The sequence below is a fragment of the Flavobacterium calami genome (assembly GCF_038290035.1).
GTDB lineage: Bacteria > Bacteroidota > Bacteroidia > Flavobacteriales > Flavobacteriaceae > Flavobacterium > Flavobacterium calami.
Window position 1 is genome coordinate 77,891 of record NZ_JBBYHS010000014.1, and the last position, 16,976, is coordinate 94,866.

General features: G+C 34.6%; 16 protein-coding genes and 1 tRNA gene. 7 read left to right on the forward strand and 10 right to left on the reverse strand.

Annotation, left to right across the window (positions count from 1 at the left end; genetic code table 11):
• Positions 1 to 11 precede the first annotated feature (11 nt).
• The 4 genes from AAEO57_RS14045 to AAEO57_RS14060 all read right to left on the reverse strand — a co-directional run bounded on the left by AAEO57_RS14045 (position 12) and on the right by AAEO57_RS14060 (position 3,390).
• Complete coding sequence (locus AAEO57_RS14045; RefSeq protein ID WP_341693660.1) at positions 12 to 890, reverse strand: cation diffusion facilitator family transporter; 879 nt, start codon at positions 888 to 890, stop codon at positions 12 to 14.
• 68 nt (positions 891 to 958) lie between these two features.
• The gene (gene murA, locus AAEO57_RS14050; RefSeq protein ID WP_341693661.1) at positions 959 to 2,272 is read right to left on the reverse strand and encodes a UDP-N-acetylglucosamine 1-carboxyvinyltransferase; all 1,314 of its coding nucleotides are present in this window, start codon (positions 2,270 to 2,272) and stop codon (positions 959 to 961) included.
• A 98-nt stretch (positions 2,273 to 2,370) separates the two neighbouring features.
• Positions 2,371 to 3,090, reverse strand: coding sequence for a DUF4290 domain-containing protein (locus tag AAEO57_RS14055; RefSeq protein WP_341693662.1), 720 nt, complete (start codon positions 3,088 to 3,090; stop codon positions 2,371 to 2,373).
• Positions 3,091 to 3,093: 3 nt separating this feature from the next.
• Entirely contained in the window at positions 3,094 to 3,390 is a 297-nt protein-coding gene (locus AAEO57_RS14060) for a DUF493 family protein (RefSeq protein WP_341693663.1), read from the reverse strand.
• A gap of 289 nt (positions 3,391 to 3,679) precedes the next feature.
• Here AAEO57_RS14060 and AAEO57_RS14065 point away from each other — a divergent pair, with 289 nt between their 5' ends.
• The 5 genes from AAEO57_RS14065 (at position 3,680) to AAEO57_RS14085 (ending at position 8,262) form a co-directional block, all read left to right on the forward strand.
• Positions 3,680 to 4,213, forward strand: a complete 534-nt coding sequence (locus AAEO57_RS14065) for an AAA family ATPase (RefSeq protein ID WP_341693664.1) — start codon at positions 3,680 to 3,682, stop codon at positions 4,211 to 4,213.
• A gap of 65 nt (positions 4,214 to 4,278) precedes the next feature.
• Positions 4,279 to 6,174 (forward strand): RecQ family ATP-dependent DNA helicase, encoded by a 1,896-nt coding sequence (locus AAEO57_RS14070; RefSeq protein ID WP_341693665.1) that lies wholly within the window; start codon positions 4,279 to 4,281, stop codon positions 6,172 to 6,174.
• Positions 6,174 to 7,121 (forward strand): methionyl-tRNA formyltransferase, encoded by a 948-nt coding sequence (fmt, locus tag AAEO57_RS14075; RefSeq protein WP_341693666.1) that lies wholly within the window; start codon positions 6,174 to 6,176, stop codon positions 7,119 to 7,121. The genes AAEO57_RS14070 and fmt overlap by 1 nt, the downstream gene beginning before the upstream one ends.
• A gap of 180 nt (positions 7,122 to 7,301) precedes the next feature.
• Positions 7,302 to 7,574 carry an HU family DNA-binding protein gene (locus tag AAEO57_RS14080; RefSeq protein WP_163407634.1) on the forward strand — a complete coding sequence of 91 codons (273 nt, stop codon included), beginning with the start codon at positions 7,302 to 7,304 and terminating at the stop codon, positions 7,572 to 7,574.
• A 127-nt stretch (positions 7,575 to 7,701) separates the two neighbouring features.
• A complete protein-coding gene (locus tag AAEO57_RS14085) occupies positions 7,702 to 8,262 on the forward strand; it encodes a YqgE/AlgH family protein (RefSeq protein WP_341693667.1) in 561 nt (186 codons plus the stop codon).
• Here the strand turns inward: AAEO57_RS14085 and AAEO57_RS14090 are convergent.
• Positions 8,259 to 9,098: an aminotransferase class IV gene (locus tag AAEO57_RS14090; protein ID WP_341693668.1), complete on the reverse strand. Its 840-nt coding sequence runs from the start codon at positions 9,096 to 9,098 to the stop codon at positions 8,259 to 8,261. The genes AAEO57_RS14085 and AAEO57_RS14090 overlap by 4 nt on opposite strands.
• A 53-nt stretch (positions 9,099 to 9,151) precedes the next feature.
• Positions 9,152 to 9,544 (reverse strand): START-like domain-containing protein, encoded by a 393-nt coding sequence (locus AAEO57_RS14095; protein WP_341693669.1) that lies wholly within the window; start codon positions 9,542 to 9,544, stop codon positions 9,152 to 9,154.
• 152 nt (positions 9,545 to 9,696) lie between these two features.
• On the opposite strand from AAEO57_RS14095, the gene AAEO57_RS14100 reads away from it, so the two are divergent.
• Both AAEO57_RS14100 and AAEO57_RS14105 read left to right on the forward strand, forming a co-directional pair.
• Positions 9,697 to 9,770 (forward strand) — tRNA-Met (locus tag AAEO57_RS14100).
• A gap of 117 nt (positions 9,771 to 9,887) precedes the next feature.
• Positions 9,888 to 10,145: a hypothetical protein gene (locus AAEO57_RS14105; protein ID WP_341693670.1), complete on the forward strand. Its 258-nt coding sequence runs from the start codon at positions 9,888 to 9,890 to the stop codon at positions 10,143 to 10,145.
• A 37-nt stretch (positions 10,146 to 10,182) separates the two neighbouring features.
• On the opposite strand, the gene AAEO57_RS14110 is transcribed toward AAEO57_RS14105, so the two are convergent.
• From AAEO57_RS14110 to AAEO57_RS14125, 4 genes are all read right to left on the reverse strand, one after another.
• Positions 10,183 to 11,082 (reverse strand): carbohydrate kinase family protein, encoded by a 900-nt coding sequence (locus AAEO57_RS14110; protein ID WP_341693671.1) that lies wholly within the window; start codon positions 11,080 to 11,082, stop codon positions 10,183 to 10,185.
• 132 nt (positions 11,083 to 11,214) lie between these two features.
• Complete coding sequence (locus tag AAEO57_RS14115; protein WP_341693672.1) at positions 11,215 to 12,000, reverse strand: T9SS type A sorting domain-containing protein; 786 nt, start codon at positions 11,998 to 12,000, stop codon at positions 11,215 to 11,217.
• Between the two features lie 214 nt (positions 12,001 to 12,214).
• Positions 12,215 to 15,103 carry a pectinesterase family protein gene (locus AAEO57_RS14120; protein ID WP_341693673.1) on the reverse strand — a complete coding sequence of 963 codons (2,889 nt, stop codon included), beginning with the start codon at positions 15,101 to 15,103 and terminating at the stop codon, positions 12,215 to 12,217.
• Between the two features lie 287 nt (positions 15,104 to 15,390).
• On the reverse strand, positions 15,391 to 16,926 hold the full coding sequence (locus tag AAEO57_RS14125) for a DUF5123 domain-containing protein (RefSeq protein ID WP_341693674.1): 1,536 nt from the start codon (positions 16,924 to 16,926) through the stop codon (positions 15,391 to 15,393).
• Between the last annotated feature and the right edge of the window lie 50 nt (positions 16,927 to 16,976).

The window sequence follows — 16,976 nt, forward strand, 5'->3', positions numbered from 1 at the left end:
AAAATATCCCTTTAAGAATGATAATCATCCGGTTCAATATGTATTAAAACATTTCCAAGCTGCGGGATTTCTTCTTTTAATTTATCCTGTAATTTATGCGATAAATCATGTCCTTCTTTGACAGAGATTTTAGCCGAAACAATCGCATGAAGATCGACATGATAACGCATTCCCGCTTTTCGGATGTAACATTTTTCTGTTCCAAGAATTCCTGAAACTTTCAAAGCAACTACACGTATTTCTTCTACTAAATCGTCATTTAAATTTTCATCCATGATTTCTCCTAAAGCTGGTCTGAAAATTTTATAACTGTTATACAAAATAAAAAATGCGGCAAATAGGGCTGCCCAGTCATCAGCAGATTCATATCCTTTACCCATAAATAAAGCAAACGAAATTCCGATAAATGCTGCAACAGAAGTTATCGCATCACTTCTATGATGCCACGCATCCGCAGCTAAAGACGTACTATTAATTTGTTTACTGCGTTTCATTACCAATCGAAACGAATATTCTTTCCAGATAATAATTGCCCCTAAAACGTAAAGTGTCCACGATTTAGGCAAATTATGAGAAGTATTAATATTGGCAATACTTTCATAACCTATAATAGTTGCCGAAGTAATTAAAAATCCAACTACCAGAAACGTAATCAGAGGTTCTGCACGCCCATGCCCGTAAGGGTGGTTTTCATCAGCAGGTTTATTCGAATATTTGATCCCGAAAAGCACCAAAAAAGACGCAAAAATATCTGTAGTCGATTCGATTGCGTCAGCAATCAGGGCGTAAGAATTGCCAAAAAAACCCGCTAAGCCTTTTATAAGGGCTAAGCAGGTGTTTCCGGCTATACTAAAGTATGTAGCTTTTATAGCTTTTTGTTCATTTGTCATTTAACGACATTTATTTTTTTGCCCCGAATTTCACAAATTAAAAATTAGTGAAATTCGGGGTTAACTTTTTATGCTCTCACGATTTTTGCGCCGATCGCTCTTAATCGCTCATCGATACGCTCGTATCCACGGTCGATTTGCTCAATATTTTGAATCGTACTAGTTCCTTTTGCAGAAAGCGCTGCAATCAACAATGAGATTCCAGCACGAATATCCGGAGAAGACATGGTTGTTGCTTTTAATTGAGATTCGAAATTATGTCCCATAACCACCGCTCTGTGTGGGTCACATAACATGATTTTTGCTCCCATATCGATTAATTTATCCACAAAAAACAAACGGCTTTCAAACATTTTTTGATGAATTAAAACATCGCCTTTTGCTTGTGTTGCCACAACCAAAACGATACTCAATAAATCAGGCGTGAATCCTGGCCATGGTGCATCAGCAATTGTTAATATTGAACCGTCAATATCTGTTTTTACTTCATATCCGTCAATATGAGCCGGAATGTAAATATCGTCGTTACGTTTTTCGATTGTAATCCCTAATTTTCTAAATGTATTTGGAATCAAACCTAAATTTTCCCAGCTTACATTTTTGATCGTGATTTCGCTTTTTGTCATAGCTGCAAGACCAATCCATGAACCGATTTCAATCATATCTGGTAAAATTCTGTGCTCGCAACCACCAAGGCTTTCAACACCTTCGATAGTTAATAAATTAGAACCAACTCCAGTAATTTTAGCTCCCATAGAATTTAGCATTTTACATAACTGCTGTAAGTAAGGCTCACAAGCAGCGTTGTAAACTGTAGTTTTTCCTTTTGCTAAAACCGCAGCCATTACAATGTTTGCAGTTCCCGTTACTGAAGCTTCGTCCAAAAGCATATCTGTACCCTGAAGTCCTTCTTCCGGAGATTCTACTCCATAAAAGTGATCTTCTCTATTGTATCTAAATTTCGCTCCAAGGTTGATAAAACCTTCAAAATGAGTATCTAATCTACGACGACCGATTTTATCTCCTCCTGGTTTTGGAATATATCCTTTCCCGAAACGGGCCAAAAGCGGTCCCACAATCATAATAGAACCACGAAGCGCTCCTCCTTCTTTTTTGAAAGCTTCTGTTTCTAAATATCCAACATTAACTTCATCAGCCTGAAAAGTAATTGACCCTGGCTCGTTACGTTGAATTTTAACCCCTAAATTACCCAGCAAAGTGATTAATTTATTAATGTCTATAATATCAGGAATGTTATTAATTTTTACCTTCTCTCCTGTTAGAAGCACGGCACATAAAATTTGTAATGCCTCATTCTTTGCTCCTTGTGGAGTGATTTCTCCTTTTAAAGGTGTTCCGCCTTCGATTTTAAAAATTCCCATATATTTTTTAAGTTTCTGAGTTACTGAGGTTCTAAGATTCTAAGTTTTTCTTTTGTAAAAAAAGCTTAGCAACTTAGGAGCTTAGACACTTAGTATCTTTATTTTTGATTACTATTTTTTTGAAAGTTTTTTTGCTTACTGCCTTTGTTGTTTTTATTATTCTGAATTTTTACCTGCCCTCCCTGAGTAGTTTTATTAGAGACCCTCTTGTTAGTGCGCATTAAATCTGTTGTATTCAAAAGCTCTTCAGTACTGTGCAGTAAATTAATTTTTCCGCCGGATAATTCATACAAATGTTCAAAAATCACATCGTCTTTTACTGTGTCTTTATTCCAGCTCAGGAAAGATTTTTTCATGTGATTCGCAATGACCATTACCAAAGCATTTTTCATTTCGCCTTCTTCCCATTTGTTCGCAACATCAATCATGTATTTAATGTTGTTTCCGTAAAATCTATACTTAGGAAAATTTTGCGGATACTGCAAAACATCCGGCTTTAGTTCCAAAACTTCTCTTGAGGGAATCGGATATGGAGATTCAACATTCAGTTTAAAATCAGACATTATAAAAAGCTGATCCCAAAGCTTATGCTGAAAATCCGGTACGTCACGCAAATGTGGATTTAGGCTTCCCATAACCTGAATGATATATTTTGCGGCTTTATTTCGCGTTTCATCATCTTCGATTGCAGTAGCCTGATCAATCAGTTTTTGTAAATGACGACCATATTCAGGAATTATTAATCGTTGTCTTTCAGAATTGTATTCCAAATTATAGACAACGTCGCTCGCGGCTTCTCTTTTATATTTTTCGATCATAAGTTATAATGAAACTATACCTTCAATAGTAGATACTTCTTTGTATTTGCTGATAACATCATCTGAGCTGTTCATCGTAACATCTACAGAAACGCTGGTAAATTTACCTGTTTTTGATTTTGTTGTTTTAATAACCGCCCCCATTCTGTCAAAAGCCTTTTCAACACGCTCAACATTATCACCCACAGACGGCACAATAAATTTATATAAGTATTCTGCCGGCCAGGTATTTGCGTTATCCAGCTCAACTTTTAATCTTTCGTAAAATTCGGCTGTGTTTTTTTCTTTATCGTTCTCCATTCGTAATTAAAAATAAAGGCAAATATACGTTTTTGATTTCTGATTTTAGATTTTTTTTCAACGACAAACTTCTTATTATTTTCTATGCTCTAAACAATTCAAAAACAAAACCATATCTCCTCTTTTAGCCCTGATTAAGGCGGCATCCTTTTATGGTGGTGTTCACCATAAAAGATAAAGCCGAAAGCAGGAACCCATGTCTGCAAAAATGCCAAATCTTTCGCTTGTGACAAATAATCTTTTTAATTACGAATAAGTTTAGGTAAATTTGCGCTTTATTTTTAGAATAGTGCAAAAAGAAATCATAGTTCTCCTTGGCGGTCCTGGCACAGGAAAATCTACGCTTATAAACGAATTAGTCGCTCGTGGCTATTGCTGCTACCCAGAAATTTCAAGAGAAGTTACACTCGAAGCCCAAAAAAGAGGCATCGAACAATTGTTTCTGGAACAACCTTTACTGTTTAGCGAAATGCTCCTTGAAGGCCGAATTCAGCAATTTAAAAGTGCACTGAAAGAACCTGATAATCTGGTTTTTATTGACCGCGGAATCCCTGATGTGGTAGCTTATATGGATTATATTGGCGATCAATACCCGGAGTTTTTCACGAAAGCATGTGAGGACTATAAGTATTCTAAAACTTTTATTCTGCCGCCCTGGGAAGAAATTTATGAAAGCGACACAGAACGTTATGAAAATTTTGAACAGGCTTTGGAAATCCAAAAACATCTTATTGAGACCTACAAAAAATACGGCTACGATTTAATTGAGGTACCGAAAGACACGGTTGAAAACAGAATTCTTTATATATTAGACAAAATTTAGCAGCCTGGTTTAAAGTTGCAAAACTAGAAACTAATTTCTAAATTTTTAACTTTAATACTTTGGCCATGCAGGACGCACAGGAAATTCTTTTTAAATACTGGAAACACAGTAATTTCAGACCTCTACAAAAAGAAATAATTGATTCGGTTTTAGAAGGTCAGGATACTTTTGCACTCTTGCCAACCGGAGGCGGAAAATCGATTTGTTTTCAGGTTCCGGCCATGATGCGCGAAGGAATCTGTCTGGTAATTTCACCTTTGATTGCTTTGATGAAAGATCAGGTCGCAAATCTGCAGAAAAGAGATATTAAAGCAATTGCCCTTACAGGCGGAATCCATACTGAGGAAATTATAGATCTTTTAGACAACTGTCAATTCGGTAATTATAAATTCCTTTATCTTTCGCCGGAGCGTCTGCAGTCAGACTGGATATTGGAACGCATCAAAAATCTCCCTATCAATTTAATTGCTATTGACGAAGCGCATTGTGTTTCACAATGGGGTCACGATTTCAGACCGGCTTATTTAAAAATTTCAGAACTTAAAAAATACTTCCCTAAAATTCCGTTTTTAGCTTTAACCGCCACTGCTACTCCAAGAGTTGTTGAAGATATTAAAACCGAATTAGGATTAAAAGACACCCGCCTTTTTCAGCAGTCTTTTGAAAGAAAGAATATCGCCTACATGGTTTTTGAAGTTGAAGACAAACTGTATCGTGTGGGGCAGATTTTAAAGAAAAACCCGCAGCCTTCTATCATATATGTAAGAAACCGAAAATCATGTTTAAACATCTCTACTCAACTACAATCACTGGGTTTTAAAGCAACATATTATCACGGTGGTCTTTCGTCTCACGAAAAAGACAAAAATATGCAATTGTGGATGTCTGAACAGGCACAGGTCATTGTAGCTACGAATGCTTTCGGTATGGGAATTGACAAAGACAATGTAAGAACGGTTATTCACACTCAATTACCTGAAAACTTAGAGAATTATTATCAGGAATCCGGAAGAGCAGGACGAAATGATGAAAAAGCATTTTCTGTTTTACTGTTTAATAATTCCGATGCAAACCAGGCAGAACAACAATTTTTAAGCATACTTCCTGATAAAAAGTTTTTAAAAACAATGTATATCAAACTCTGCAATTATTTTCAGATTGCGTATGGTGAAGGTTTAGACGATTCGTATTCTTTTAAAATGAATCATTTTTGCAATAAATACGACTTCCCTACTCTAAAAACTTATAATGCTTTGCAGTTTTTAAACCAGCAGGGAATTATTACGATGTCTCAGGAATTTTCAGAAAAAGTTACAATTGAATTTCTGATTGAATCTAAAGAAGTCATAAGATACATGAGCCTTAACCCGAATGATGAAGAAATTATTTTGGCAATTTTAAGGACGTATCCTGGCGTTTACGAAATGAAAACTCCATTGAACCTTCCGCTGATTGCAAAAAAGTCCAATCATTCGGAAGAACAGGTTACTGCTGTTTTAGAAAAACTTAAAGAAAAAGAAATCATCGAATACAAATCCAAAAACAATGACGCAACGATTTTATTTAACGAAGTCAGAGAAGATGATTTGACAATCAACCGTGTTTCTAAATATCTGGAAAGACAAAACAAACTAAAGCAAGATCAGCTTTTATCTGTGCTTCATTATATAAAAGAAGACAAGACCTGCAAAAATCGTTTGGTTTTGGATTATTTTGGAGAAGAAACCAATTCTAATTGCGGCATCTGTTCCTACTGCATTACTCAAAAAGGCAAAATCACCGAAGCAGATTCTATTGCCGATAAAATTCTTCATTTATTAAAAACATCTGCACTAACTTCGCGGGAAATTCAGAATCAGATAAAGTTAGACACAAAAGATGTTTTAGCGGTAATTCAGGAATTATTAGAGAACAATCATATCGTTATATTAGCGAACAACAAATACACTTTAAAAACTTAATGGAAAAATTACGAATCATATTTATGGGTACCCCAGAATTTGCAGTTGGCATTCTGGACACCATTCTTAAAAACAATTATGAAGTTGTAGGCGTTATTACTGCAGCAGACAAACCAGCAGGACGCGGGCAAAAAATAAAGTATTCTGCCGTAAAAGAATATGCCCTTTCAAACAATCTTACTTTATTACAGCCAACGAACTTAAAAGACGAAAACTTTCTGGCTGAATTAAAAGCTTTAAATGCTAATCTTCAGATTGTAGTTGCCTTTCGAATGTTACCAAAAGTAGTTTGGGAAATGCCAAGTCTGGGAACTTTCAATCTTCACGCCTCTTTGTTGCCAAATTATCGCGGCGCTGCACCAATTAACTGGGCAATTATTAATGGTGAAACCAAAACTGGCGTTACTACTTTCTTTATAGATGACAAAATAGACACCGGAGCAATGATTTTGAATTCGGAAATCGCTATTGAACCACAGGAGAATGCCGGACAACTTCACGACCGACTGATGCTCTTGGGCAGCTCAACCGTAATTGATACTTTAAAAGTAATTGAAAACGGAAATTTTGCTACAACAATTCAGGAAGATAACGACGATATTAAAACGGCATATAAACTGAATAAAGAAAATTGCAAAATTGACTGGGAGAAATCTGGTAAAGAAATCAACAACCTTATTCGTGGTTTAAGCCCGTATCCTGCAGCCTGGTGTTTTCTGAAAGATAAAAACGAAGAATTAAGCATCAAAATATATGAAGCCAGACTGGTTTCAGACACGCACACTTACGAAACAGGAAAACTAATCAGCAGCAAAAAAGAAATAAAAATTGCAATAAAAGAAGGTTTTGTTCAGTTATTAAGTCTACAATTACCAGGAAAGAAGAGAATGCAGGTAGCCGAATTGTTAAACGGCATTAGTTTTTCTGACGAGGCAAAAGTTTATTAAGCTCAGTAAAACAGGGGTTTGTACCTGTTTTTAATCGATAAACAACTTGCTTTATGAACAAAAAAAGCAAGTTATTAACAATTATGGCTAAAATTAAAGAAAACACTTGCACGCAACGGATTTCCTACTAAATTTGTGTATTAACAATTTTTTTTAACCAACAATTAATAACTAATTATTATGAACAAATCAGAATTAATCGATGCTATCGCTGCTGATGCAGGAATTACAAAAGCTGCGGCAAAATTAGCTTTAGAGTCATTTTTAGGAAACGTGGGAGCTACTTTGAAAAAAGGCGGAAGAGTTTCATTAGTAGGTTTTGGATCATGGTCAGTATCATCTAGAGCTGCCAGAGATGGTAGAAACCCTCAAACAGGAAAAACAATTCAAATCGCTGCTAAGAATGTTGTAAAATTCAAAGCTGGTGCTGAATTAGAAGGTGCAGTGAACTAAGTAAGAAGTTCCCTAAACTTATAATATAATTAAAACCTTCCCCATGGAAGGTTTTTTTGTGCGGTTTAACGATTTTATTTGGGTTTTTAAAAATTTTATGATTAAATTTAATAAAAATTGTAGCCGTATGATTTCAGAAAAATTAAAAAAAGGACACCTGCTTATTGCCGAGCCTTCAATAATTGGAGATTTATCTTTTAACAGATCGGTAATTTTATTAGCAGACCATAACAAGGAAGGATCAATAGGATTCATCATTAATAAACCGTTAAAATACACTATTAATGATCTGATACCTGAAATTGATGCCAGTTTCAAGATATATAACGGAGGACCTGTCGAACAGGATAATCTTTATTTCATTCACAACATCCCAGAACTGATTCCCAACAGCGTAGAGATTTCAAACGGAATTTATTGGGGAGGAGATTTTGAATCAACCAAAGAATTAATAAATGACGGTTCAATCCGTAAAAACAACATTCGTTTTTTCTTAGGTTACACAGGCTGGGACGAAAAGCAGCTGGAGAATGAAATGCAGGGAAACTCGTGGATTATTACTGATAATAGCTATAAAAACAAAATTATCGGAAAATCAGCTACCCATTTCTGGAAAGAGCAGATTATTGAACTTGGCGGAGATTATCTTATTTGGTCGAACGCACCTGAAAATCCATATCTGAATTAATTTTCAGATATGGATTCATTTAATTTCTGCACTAATAAGTAAGCCAGATTACTTGTAAATTCTTTTTTTCGGTATTTAGTTATCGGCTGTATTCCTGTGATTACATTTGTCAAAAATAATTCATCTGCCTTTTGAAGATCAAATGGAGAAATTATTTCTTCCAAAACCTCTACTTCTTCAATTTTCTTAGCCAAAGCCAGAATTTGTTTACGCATAACACCATTTAAACACCCTTCAGAAACAGGAGGCGTAATCAGTTTTTTTCCGGCTACCATAAATATATTCCCCTGTAATACCTCCACTACATTTTTAGAATCGTTAAGTAAAACACAATTATCAAGATCATTTTCCTTGGCAAAAATACTTCCTGTCACGTTTATCATCTTATTAGTAGTTTTAATAGATGATAACAGCTGTTTAGTTACATAGAAATCTTTATATAAATCAACCTCATAATTACCTTCATTTAAAACATAAGAAGCCGCTTCAAGCTCCGTGGCATGAATCAGGTATGAAATTTCATTTGTTTTCGGCAAATACAACCCTCCATCATTCCTAAAAACAGTAATTCTCGCCCTTGCCGAATTCGATATTCCTTTTTCTTTTACCAGTTTCAAAACTTCCTCTTCAAAATATTCCATTGTAAAGTTCATCGGAATCTCCATCCTCACTACCCGCATCGAAGCCATCAGCCTGAAATAATGATCCTCCAGAAACAAAATTTTGCCGTTACTTATTTTAAGCGTTTCAAAAACTCCGTCCCCGTACAAAAAAGCACGGTTTTGAGTAAGTAAATTATCATTATGTGCAACTATGTTTCCGTTAAAATTAATCATAAAAAAACCCTGAATTTTGTTCAGGGCAAATATAAGATATAAATATAGATTTACTAAACAGAACCTATAAGATGTTTCAGGTCTGAGATTTGATTCTCCCACAATTGTTTAGCCTCTCCTATTTCTTCTTTTTCTGCGAAGTCAATTACCATCAACGACACATCTTTAGTCAATTCATCAACTAATATATGCAGCTCAAAGAAATACTCTGTATCCTTACTGCTTTCATCCACCCACTTAAATTTGACTTTTTCGCCTGTTTTCTTAGAAGCCAAACGTGCTTTTTCCTGCGAATCGTTCCAGATAAAAGTAAAAAATTCACCTCGTGAATTAACATTGTCTGCAAACCATTCTGACAATCCTGAAGGTGTTGATATATATTGATACAATAATTGCGGAGAAGAATTGATCGGGAACTCGATTTCGTAACGTACTTTTGACTCCATATGCTGCTTTTAATTTTTTCGAAATATAAGAATATCTGTCCAAAAACAAAGCATTTTTAAAAATATTTTTTTTTCTTCATTTTATACTTGTAAGCTTTAATATTATTTATATCTTTGCACCCGCAATCAGGAATTCAAATGATCGCAGTCCAGGCGAGGTAGCTCAGTTGGTTAGAGCGCAGGATTCATAACCCTGAGGTCACGGGTTCAACTCCCGTCCTCGCTACTAAAGACAAAACCCTTAAACATTTCTGTTTAAGGGTTTTTTATTTGATTTAATTCTTTATTTAGCGAAGAACTTTATTAAATTAGTATTTTTGCAAACCTGGACAACAATAACAACATGGATATAGTTAAATTTAAAATCACATCAAAAACAATCAAAGTAGAAGTTCGTAATTCAAATAATTATGTTTTTAATTTTAATACCGCTTTAGAAATTGCAAAAGAAGACAGGGATGTTTTATTAAAATTATATAATGCACTGGATCTTCTTTTTAAAAAGGAAAACACAAGTGAAACCAAAAACTATATTTCACCAAACCAGACCAATATACTTGATCAGATTTCGGCAGCTGATAATTTAGAGGAAGAGAAATAATCAAAGCCTTAAACTTATTTAAACCCGACTCCAAAAACTATTTTCCTGAAATCAACTTTTCAATTTCAACAGAAGATATTTCCGGATTCGCACCCGAAGATGACGCCACCAAAGCGCCTACTGCACAGGCAAAATCAATTGCAGCCTGCGGTTGTTTTCCTGTAAGCAAAGAAGTTATTAAAGCGGCTAAAAATGAATCGCCCGCACCTACTGTATCTGCTACCTGAACTGCATAACCATCGTTTTTATACAATTTCCCTTTCCAAAGCAGTAACGCAACATCTTTTCCTTTTGTAATGCAAATAGATGATGTATTCGTACGTGAAGCTATAAATTGTATGTTTTCTTCGAGTGTAACAAATGGAGTTTGCCAGACTGCTGCAATTTCCTGTATTTCTTCATCATTAAATTTGATAAAATTAGCCGGAATCATGAGTTCTTCTAAGACACCATACGAATAATGAGGTTTTCTTAAGTTGACATCAAATACTTTATAAACTTCGTTTTGCAATAATAATTTTAATGATTTACGGGAAACTTCATCCCTGCAGACCAAACTTCCGTAAATTAAAACATCAGTATTGCCGACCAAAGTTTTAGCATAATCATCTAAAACAATTTTATCCCAGGCTGAAGGATATTGAATTTCATAAATTGCAGAACCGTTTTTGTCTAATATCACATTTACCAAACCCGTTGGATACGTTTCGGATTGTGAAACAGTATTAGTTTTGACACCTAAAGCTTCTACTTCACGAAGAATTGCATCTCCATCTTCATCCTGCCCAACACTGCTGATCATTGCAACTTCACAGCCTAAGCTTTTCATTCGCAAAGCAACGTTTAGAGGAGCCCCACCTATCTTTTTTTCATTTTCAAAAACATCCCAAAGAATTTCTCCGAAGGCTACGGCTTTTATTTTTTTATCGTTGGTCATTTATTTTTTTTCTAAAATTACGATTTAAAATAAAAACACCGCTCCGTTTCAATAAACATTAAAAATTCATTTCATAAAAAAAGGGAATACCCATGAACTGAATATTCCCTTTTGATATTTTTTAGAACTAAATTAGTTCACTAATACTTTTACTGATTTTTCTCCTTCAGCAGATTTTGCTTTTACAATGTACACACCACTATTAACAGATAAACTTACATCTTCACTAGTTTCAGTAGATCTAACCAATGCACCTGTAATGTTATACACACTAACTTTGGTAGCTGCAGTTACATTTTCGACATTGATTTTACCATCATTACCAAAAACAATTACAGAAGATTTTTTCTGAAAACTATCAGTTCCAAGACTATTTGGTATCACTTCAATCTTATAAATATAACAAGCAGCATCATTATAAATATAAATTTTACCATTTACATTAGTATAAGGCACCTCCAAAATCACTCCAGGCGCACTTAAAGGCGAACCTGTTGGCACTGAAGATGCAGAACCAAGTACGGTTGTTCCATCAGATACCGTAATTGTTCTAGTTGCACTATTACTACCCGATCTAAACCAGACTTTTACTTTTCCTGATCCGGCAACAGTAAAGTATAAATATCGTGATGTAGGCAAATTACCAGTTACAGCTGAACTTCCTCCCATTTTAAAGCGATTAACAGAAACATAACCATCTGTAAACGTATACGGATTACCATCAACTTGACCAATTGTTGTTCCTGATGGAGCAGGATATATCCCTAAACCTTGTATAGTAGTATCTGTAGAATAACCTGCAGCACTTACAGGCCAAGTTGCAGTATCAGTACCAAAATCCCAAACTGTATTTTGTGCATTCAAAGAAACTATTGAAAATATTGCAATAGCAGTTAAATAAAGTAATTTTCTTTTCATAATTTATAGTTTTTATAGTTTATAATAATCAATTTGTAATCGATTGCATAAAAATAGTTTTTTTTTATTAATTATTAAAATTTTTACAATTAATTTTACATATTACATTTTTAATTCCTTAATTAATTAATCTTATTACAAATCACAAACAAAAAAAAGCAAGCCTGAGACAAAACTCAGACCTGCTTTAAAAATAAATTTAAATTAACAAATCTTAATGCGTAATTACTTTTACTGATTTTTGACCATCGACAGCTTTAACTACAACAATCCAAACACCGTTTTGAAATTCAAAGTCACTATCCTGGCTTGTTTTGAATGATCTTACTTTAGCTCCGGTAATACTGTAAATAGCTACAGAAGTTTCAGATTTCACATTTGAAACTGCAATTCTGTTTTTGTATCCAACAACATTCACAGCAGAAGTTGGCGTATTGTCTTTTACTCCTAAATTTTCATTCGAAATTAATTGCGGTAAAGGATCCCAGTTATCGCTTCCTTTTGTGAAATTGAAAGTTGTAATTGCTACACTACCTGCCAATACAGGTGTTGCCAATTTAGTTGCCCATGCCGCACGGCTTGCAGTATTATTTTCGCCTGAATTTTCAATAGTCCCATATTCATACATATAAGGAGATTCTGTTTTTGTATTAAGCGTATTTAACCAGCCTAGAGGTAAAATTAGCGATTTACCTTCACTTCCCGGAAAAGCAGAAGTTTCTATCGTTGTATTATAAAAAACAACTTCACTAGTATTAGGAGCCCATGGGCGCCCAAAATAACCTGGTTTAGAGCCGCTTGCTGATGCTGTTTCAGTTCCCGGAACAGCTGACGTAACTTTACATTCGTACATTAAATAACCTCTTCCTGTTGATTGCTGAGCTGCGGTAATATAACAAACATCACTACTAACATCGCTGGTATTCATTGCCAAATCTGTTTTATAAAAAACCGCATTCATTCCACCAAAAATATAATCGGTACCTCCCATCATTACACCTTTGTAAACCACTACTCTTGACCCTGTACCGCCAAAGAAAGAATCCTGACGACCTACTACTCTACATTTATTTAAAACTACTTTATCAATATTATTGGCAATAGCTAATGCAGCTGCTCTTTCAACAAATGATTTGTTCTGAACAGCAGTACTTCTGTACGTAGTTGGACGAACTCCTTTATTTTCAAACCCTAATTCAACAATATCCTGAGACTCTTTTAATGAGATATACTGATTATACGAATTTTCAAAAATAATATCGTTAGCTTCAAAACCATTTGCAGTCACCACAACGGTAGCATTCCAATAAGAACCGTTTGTAGTTCCTGAACCAGCATTTGTTGAAGTCAAATATCCATTTTCTTTATTCACTCTTAAAACATCAGCATCCCATTTTTGGTTTTTCATACTATAGTAATTATATCCATTACCATAATAAGAAGTGATTCTAACTGATGAACCTCCAATATCAACTCCTTTATTCAATAACTCAATAGTAGGAGTTGAAGCAGCATTTTTCAAAGTCACATTAGCCTGATTTATCACCAGCATTTCTTCATAATTACCTGGATCAATCATAATCGTTACACGATCTGTAGCTGTACGTGTCATTCTTGCAACATCTGTAAGAGCCGCATTAATTGTTTTGTATGACTTGTCTGTACCCACAGCAATCACTGAAGTATAAGGCAAACTACTTGTTGAAGGCGGAGCAACAAAATCAAGTGTTTTAGAAACAGCCGCATTATTTACTTTTAAATTAGATGTTAACGTCATTACAACTACGCTATTATCTAATCCCGTATAAGAAATACTATACGTTCCATTACGCAGAGCTATTCCTGAAACTGAATTAAAATTATAAACATAGCCACTTTCGTTTAAGTTTGTGAAAGTCAATTTCAAATTACTTATTTGGGCAGCATCCAAGCCTGTTGTATTAATCGTAACAGGGTACGTTTGTTTAGGTGTAAATGCTAAATCAGCATTTGTTGCCCCTGTTAGAGTAACTGTATTTGCCCACAATTCATAATCGTTTACACCTTGACCTGAAATTGTATACTGCGTATTTGGCTCCAGTTTTACACTATACGTAGAATTTCCAATATTGACAACCGGTTTAGGAGCATAAATTTTATTTGCTGCAGGATCTGCAACATAAGTTAGCCCGGTAAGTTTCGATATATCCGAACCTAATCCCGTAATAGCTCCTGATACAGTATATGTATCAACTGCCTTAACACTCAAATTATGACTAGTCGTTGTATTCGTAACCGATAAAGTAGCGCCACTATTAACAACATAATCATTAGCGTTTGCCAAAGTTATTTTATAGTCAAAACCAGAAGGTAAATTTACGCTGTACGAACCTGAAGCAACAGGAACGGTCCATGATTTTCCGGCTAAATTTGTAAACATCAATGAGTATCCAGAGATTCCAGCAGCCAAAGTTTCGTCTATTGTACCTGCAATATTAATATAAGTTGCAGGTTTTCTCAAAATCCTGTAAAAACTTCCTTTTCCTTGCGTACAGTAAATTTTAAAAGTCCCTCCTTGTTTCGCAACAAACTTTGCTTCTGTTACTGAAGAGGAAGATGCTGTAACAGCAAATTTTTCAACTTGTAAAACTCCATTTGAAACACTTAACTCTCCAGGTTCAGTATCAACCCTACAAACTACTGTTACTTCATCATCTTCTTTCAATTTCAGATCAAAATATCTGTTCGTACCTGTGGTTGTCCCATTACAATATACTCTACCAGTATATCCTGCTGAAGTTCCTACAGTAGAATCATAACGAGTTAAATCTGTATTTGACGTTCTTAATCGATCTGAAGTATTACCAACCCAAGTTAGATCGCCAACGGTAAAAGGAGTAGGTAATACAGAACCTGAACTGCCCACTGTTATAGACGAGGAATACCATCCGTTAATAATGCCTACAGATAATTGTTTCGTATATAAATTAGCATTATCAAAGGGTGTAGTTTCTACTACTGGCTGTCCTAAAGCCCCAAAATCCCAAACATCAGTTTTTTGGGCATGAGTAAACGATACAGAAAGCAGTATCGCAATAAGCAATAAGCGTAATTTTGTTTTCATAAAAAGTGGTTAAAAAAATTAGTAAATTTTTGATTGTTTATTATTAACGGTTAATACTAAATCCATTGACTTATTATGGTAAACTAATAAGTTAACAGATCATTTTTTTAAAATTCAAAAGGGCCCAAATCAGGTAAAGTTCTGTTGAATAGCAATCCAACATCTACTCCTTTATTGATAATTAAATCAATTTAAAATTTAGAATATCTTTTATTTTTCTTAGCAAAAAAAAGCATGCTTCAATATTTAAAATTTCAGCATGCTTTTTTTATTAAAAGAATAATTCATTATTTAATCCAGCGTGGATCTCCAACTTTTCTATCAAGCAAAGCTTGATTTTTAATTGTAAAATCACCTGTCGCCGCATTAACGAACTGAGGATCTAAAGTAGTTCCTGCAGTATCTGGCTTATTTGCCGCAACTCCTGCATTTAAATTTGGAGCAGTAAAATAATTATTATTAGTAAAAGATGGAACATCAGTTGCACTTTGATTTCCATAAACAGCATTAGTACCTACAAATAATGTATTCGTTGAAGCAAGCTCATTAGAGGCAAAACGCACATAAAAAATTCTAGTTGCAGTAAGATTATATAGGGTACATTTATCTATCGAAACATTTGTAGTTAAACCTGTACCTGATAAAGTAGCAGCGGCACCATTATCTTCACGTATAAAGTCACGTGCAGAACAAGTATCAAATGTACTATTTTTCAATACTATGTTTTCTCCATAACTAGCCCTAAAGTCAATTAAATCTGCACTAGTAACTACATTTTTAACAATACTATTCTCCAAAGTAAATGATTTAATTTTAGCAGCTGCTACACTAGCATAAAAAAGCGGATTAGATGCAAAATCATGAATATTACAGTTACTTATTAAAAGATCGTTATATTGTGCATTACTTGTTGTTGTTATGAGCGCACCAGACAAACCACCTCCTGTCATATCCATATCTATTAAAGAAAAATTAGCAACAGTGCTTCCTAAGTCGAAATTAATTTTAACCTTTGGCTTATCATAAGTTCTCAATCCTCTTAAAGTAATAGATTTAGTCAATTTTACAAGCCCTGTCTGAGACGTATAATCTCCAGCTTCCAAAACCAAAACAGCTCCAGACGCAGCATCTGCAATCATTTTTAACAAATCATCAGTTGGAGTAACAAGAATACCCGTACCTATATCGATACCTGTAGTAAATTCCTGCACACCTCTTTTTTTAGTTGCATTATACAAAGTAGCAGTATATGGTGTTTCAGCAGACAAACCTGTAATTGTTGCAACTCCGGTAGCTTTTTCTTCAGCCGTAATCAAATGCGAAATACTTCCCGGATTAAGAAAAATATGAGTTACAGTGCTATTTGGAGTCCATCTAAGGGTCGCCTGCTTAGCCTGAATATCTCCAGGGACAACCGGCAAGAATATTTGCTCAGACAAAGTATTAGCCTGAGTTACAACCCACTTAGAATCTTCTAAACCTGGAGTTACTGCCTTTACCCTAATAGAATATAAAACTTCTCCTTCTAACTGAACTCTTACTGGTAACTGCGAAGCCAAAACTTCAACAGTTTTATATATAGTTGTAAAATTTGGATCGTCTTCACTAAATTCCACGACATAATGATCCACATTCTCTTTTGTTGTCCAGTTTAATTCAACAAAAGTCTGATTTCTTACTACTGCTGTCAGTCCAATAGGCGAAAACTCCCTTGTATTCCCTAAATCATCTAATAAAGCTTCATTATAACCTTCACATCCTATAGTTGAAAAAGTCAATAACAATAAAGCCATTAATCCTTTTAATATATTTTTTATTTTCATATATGTAAAATTTATTTGTTAGAATTCAATAGAATCGTATTAATCACTTT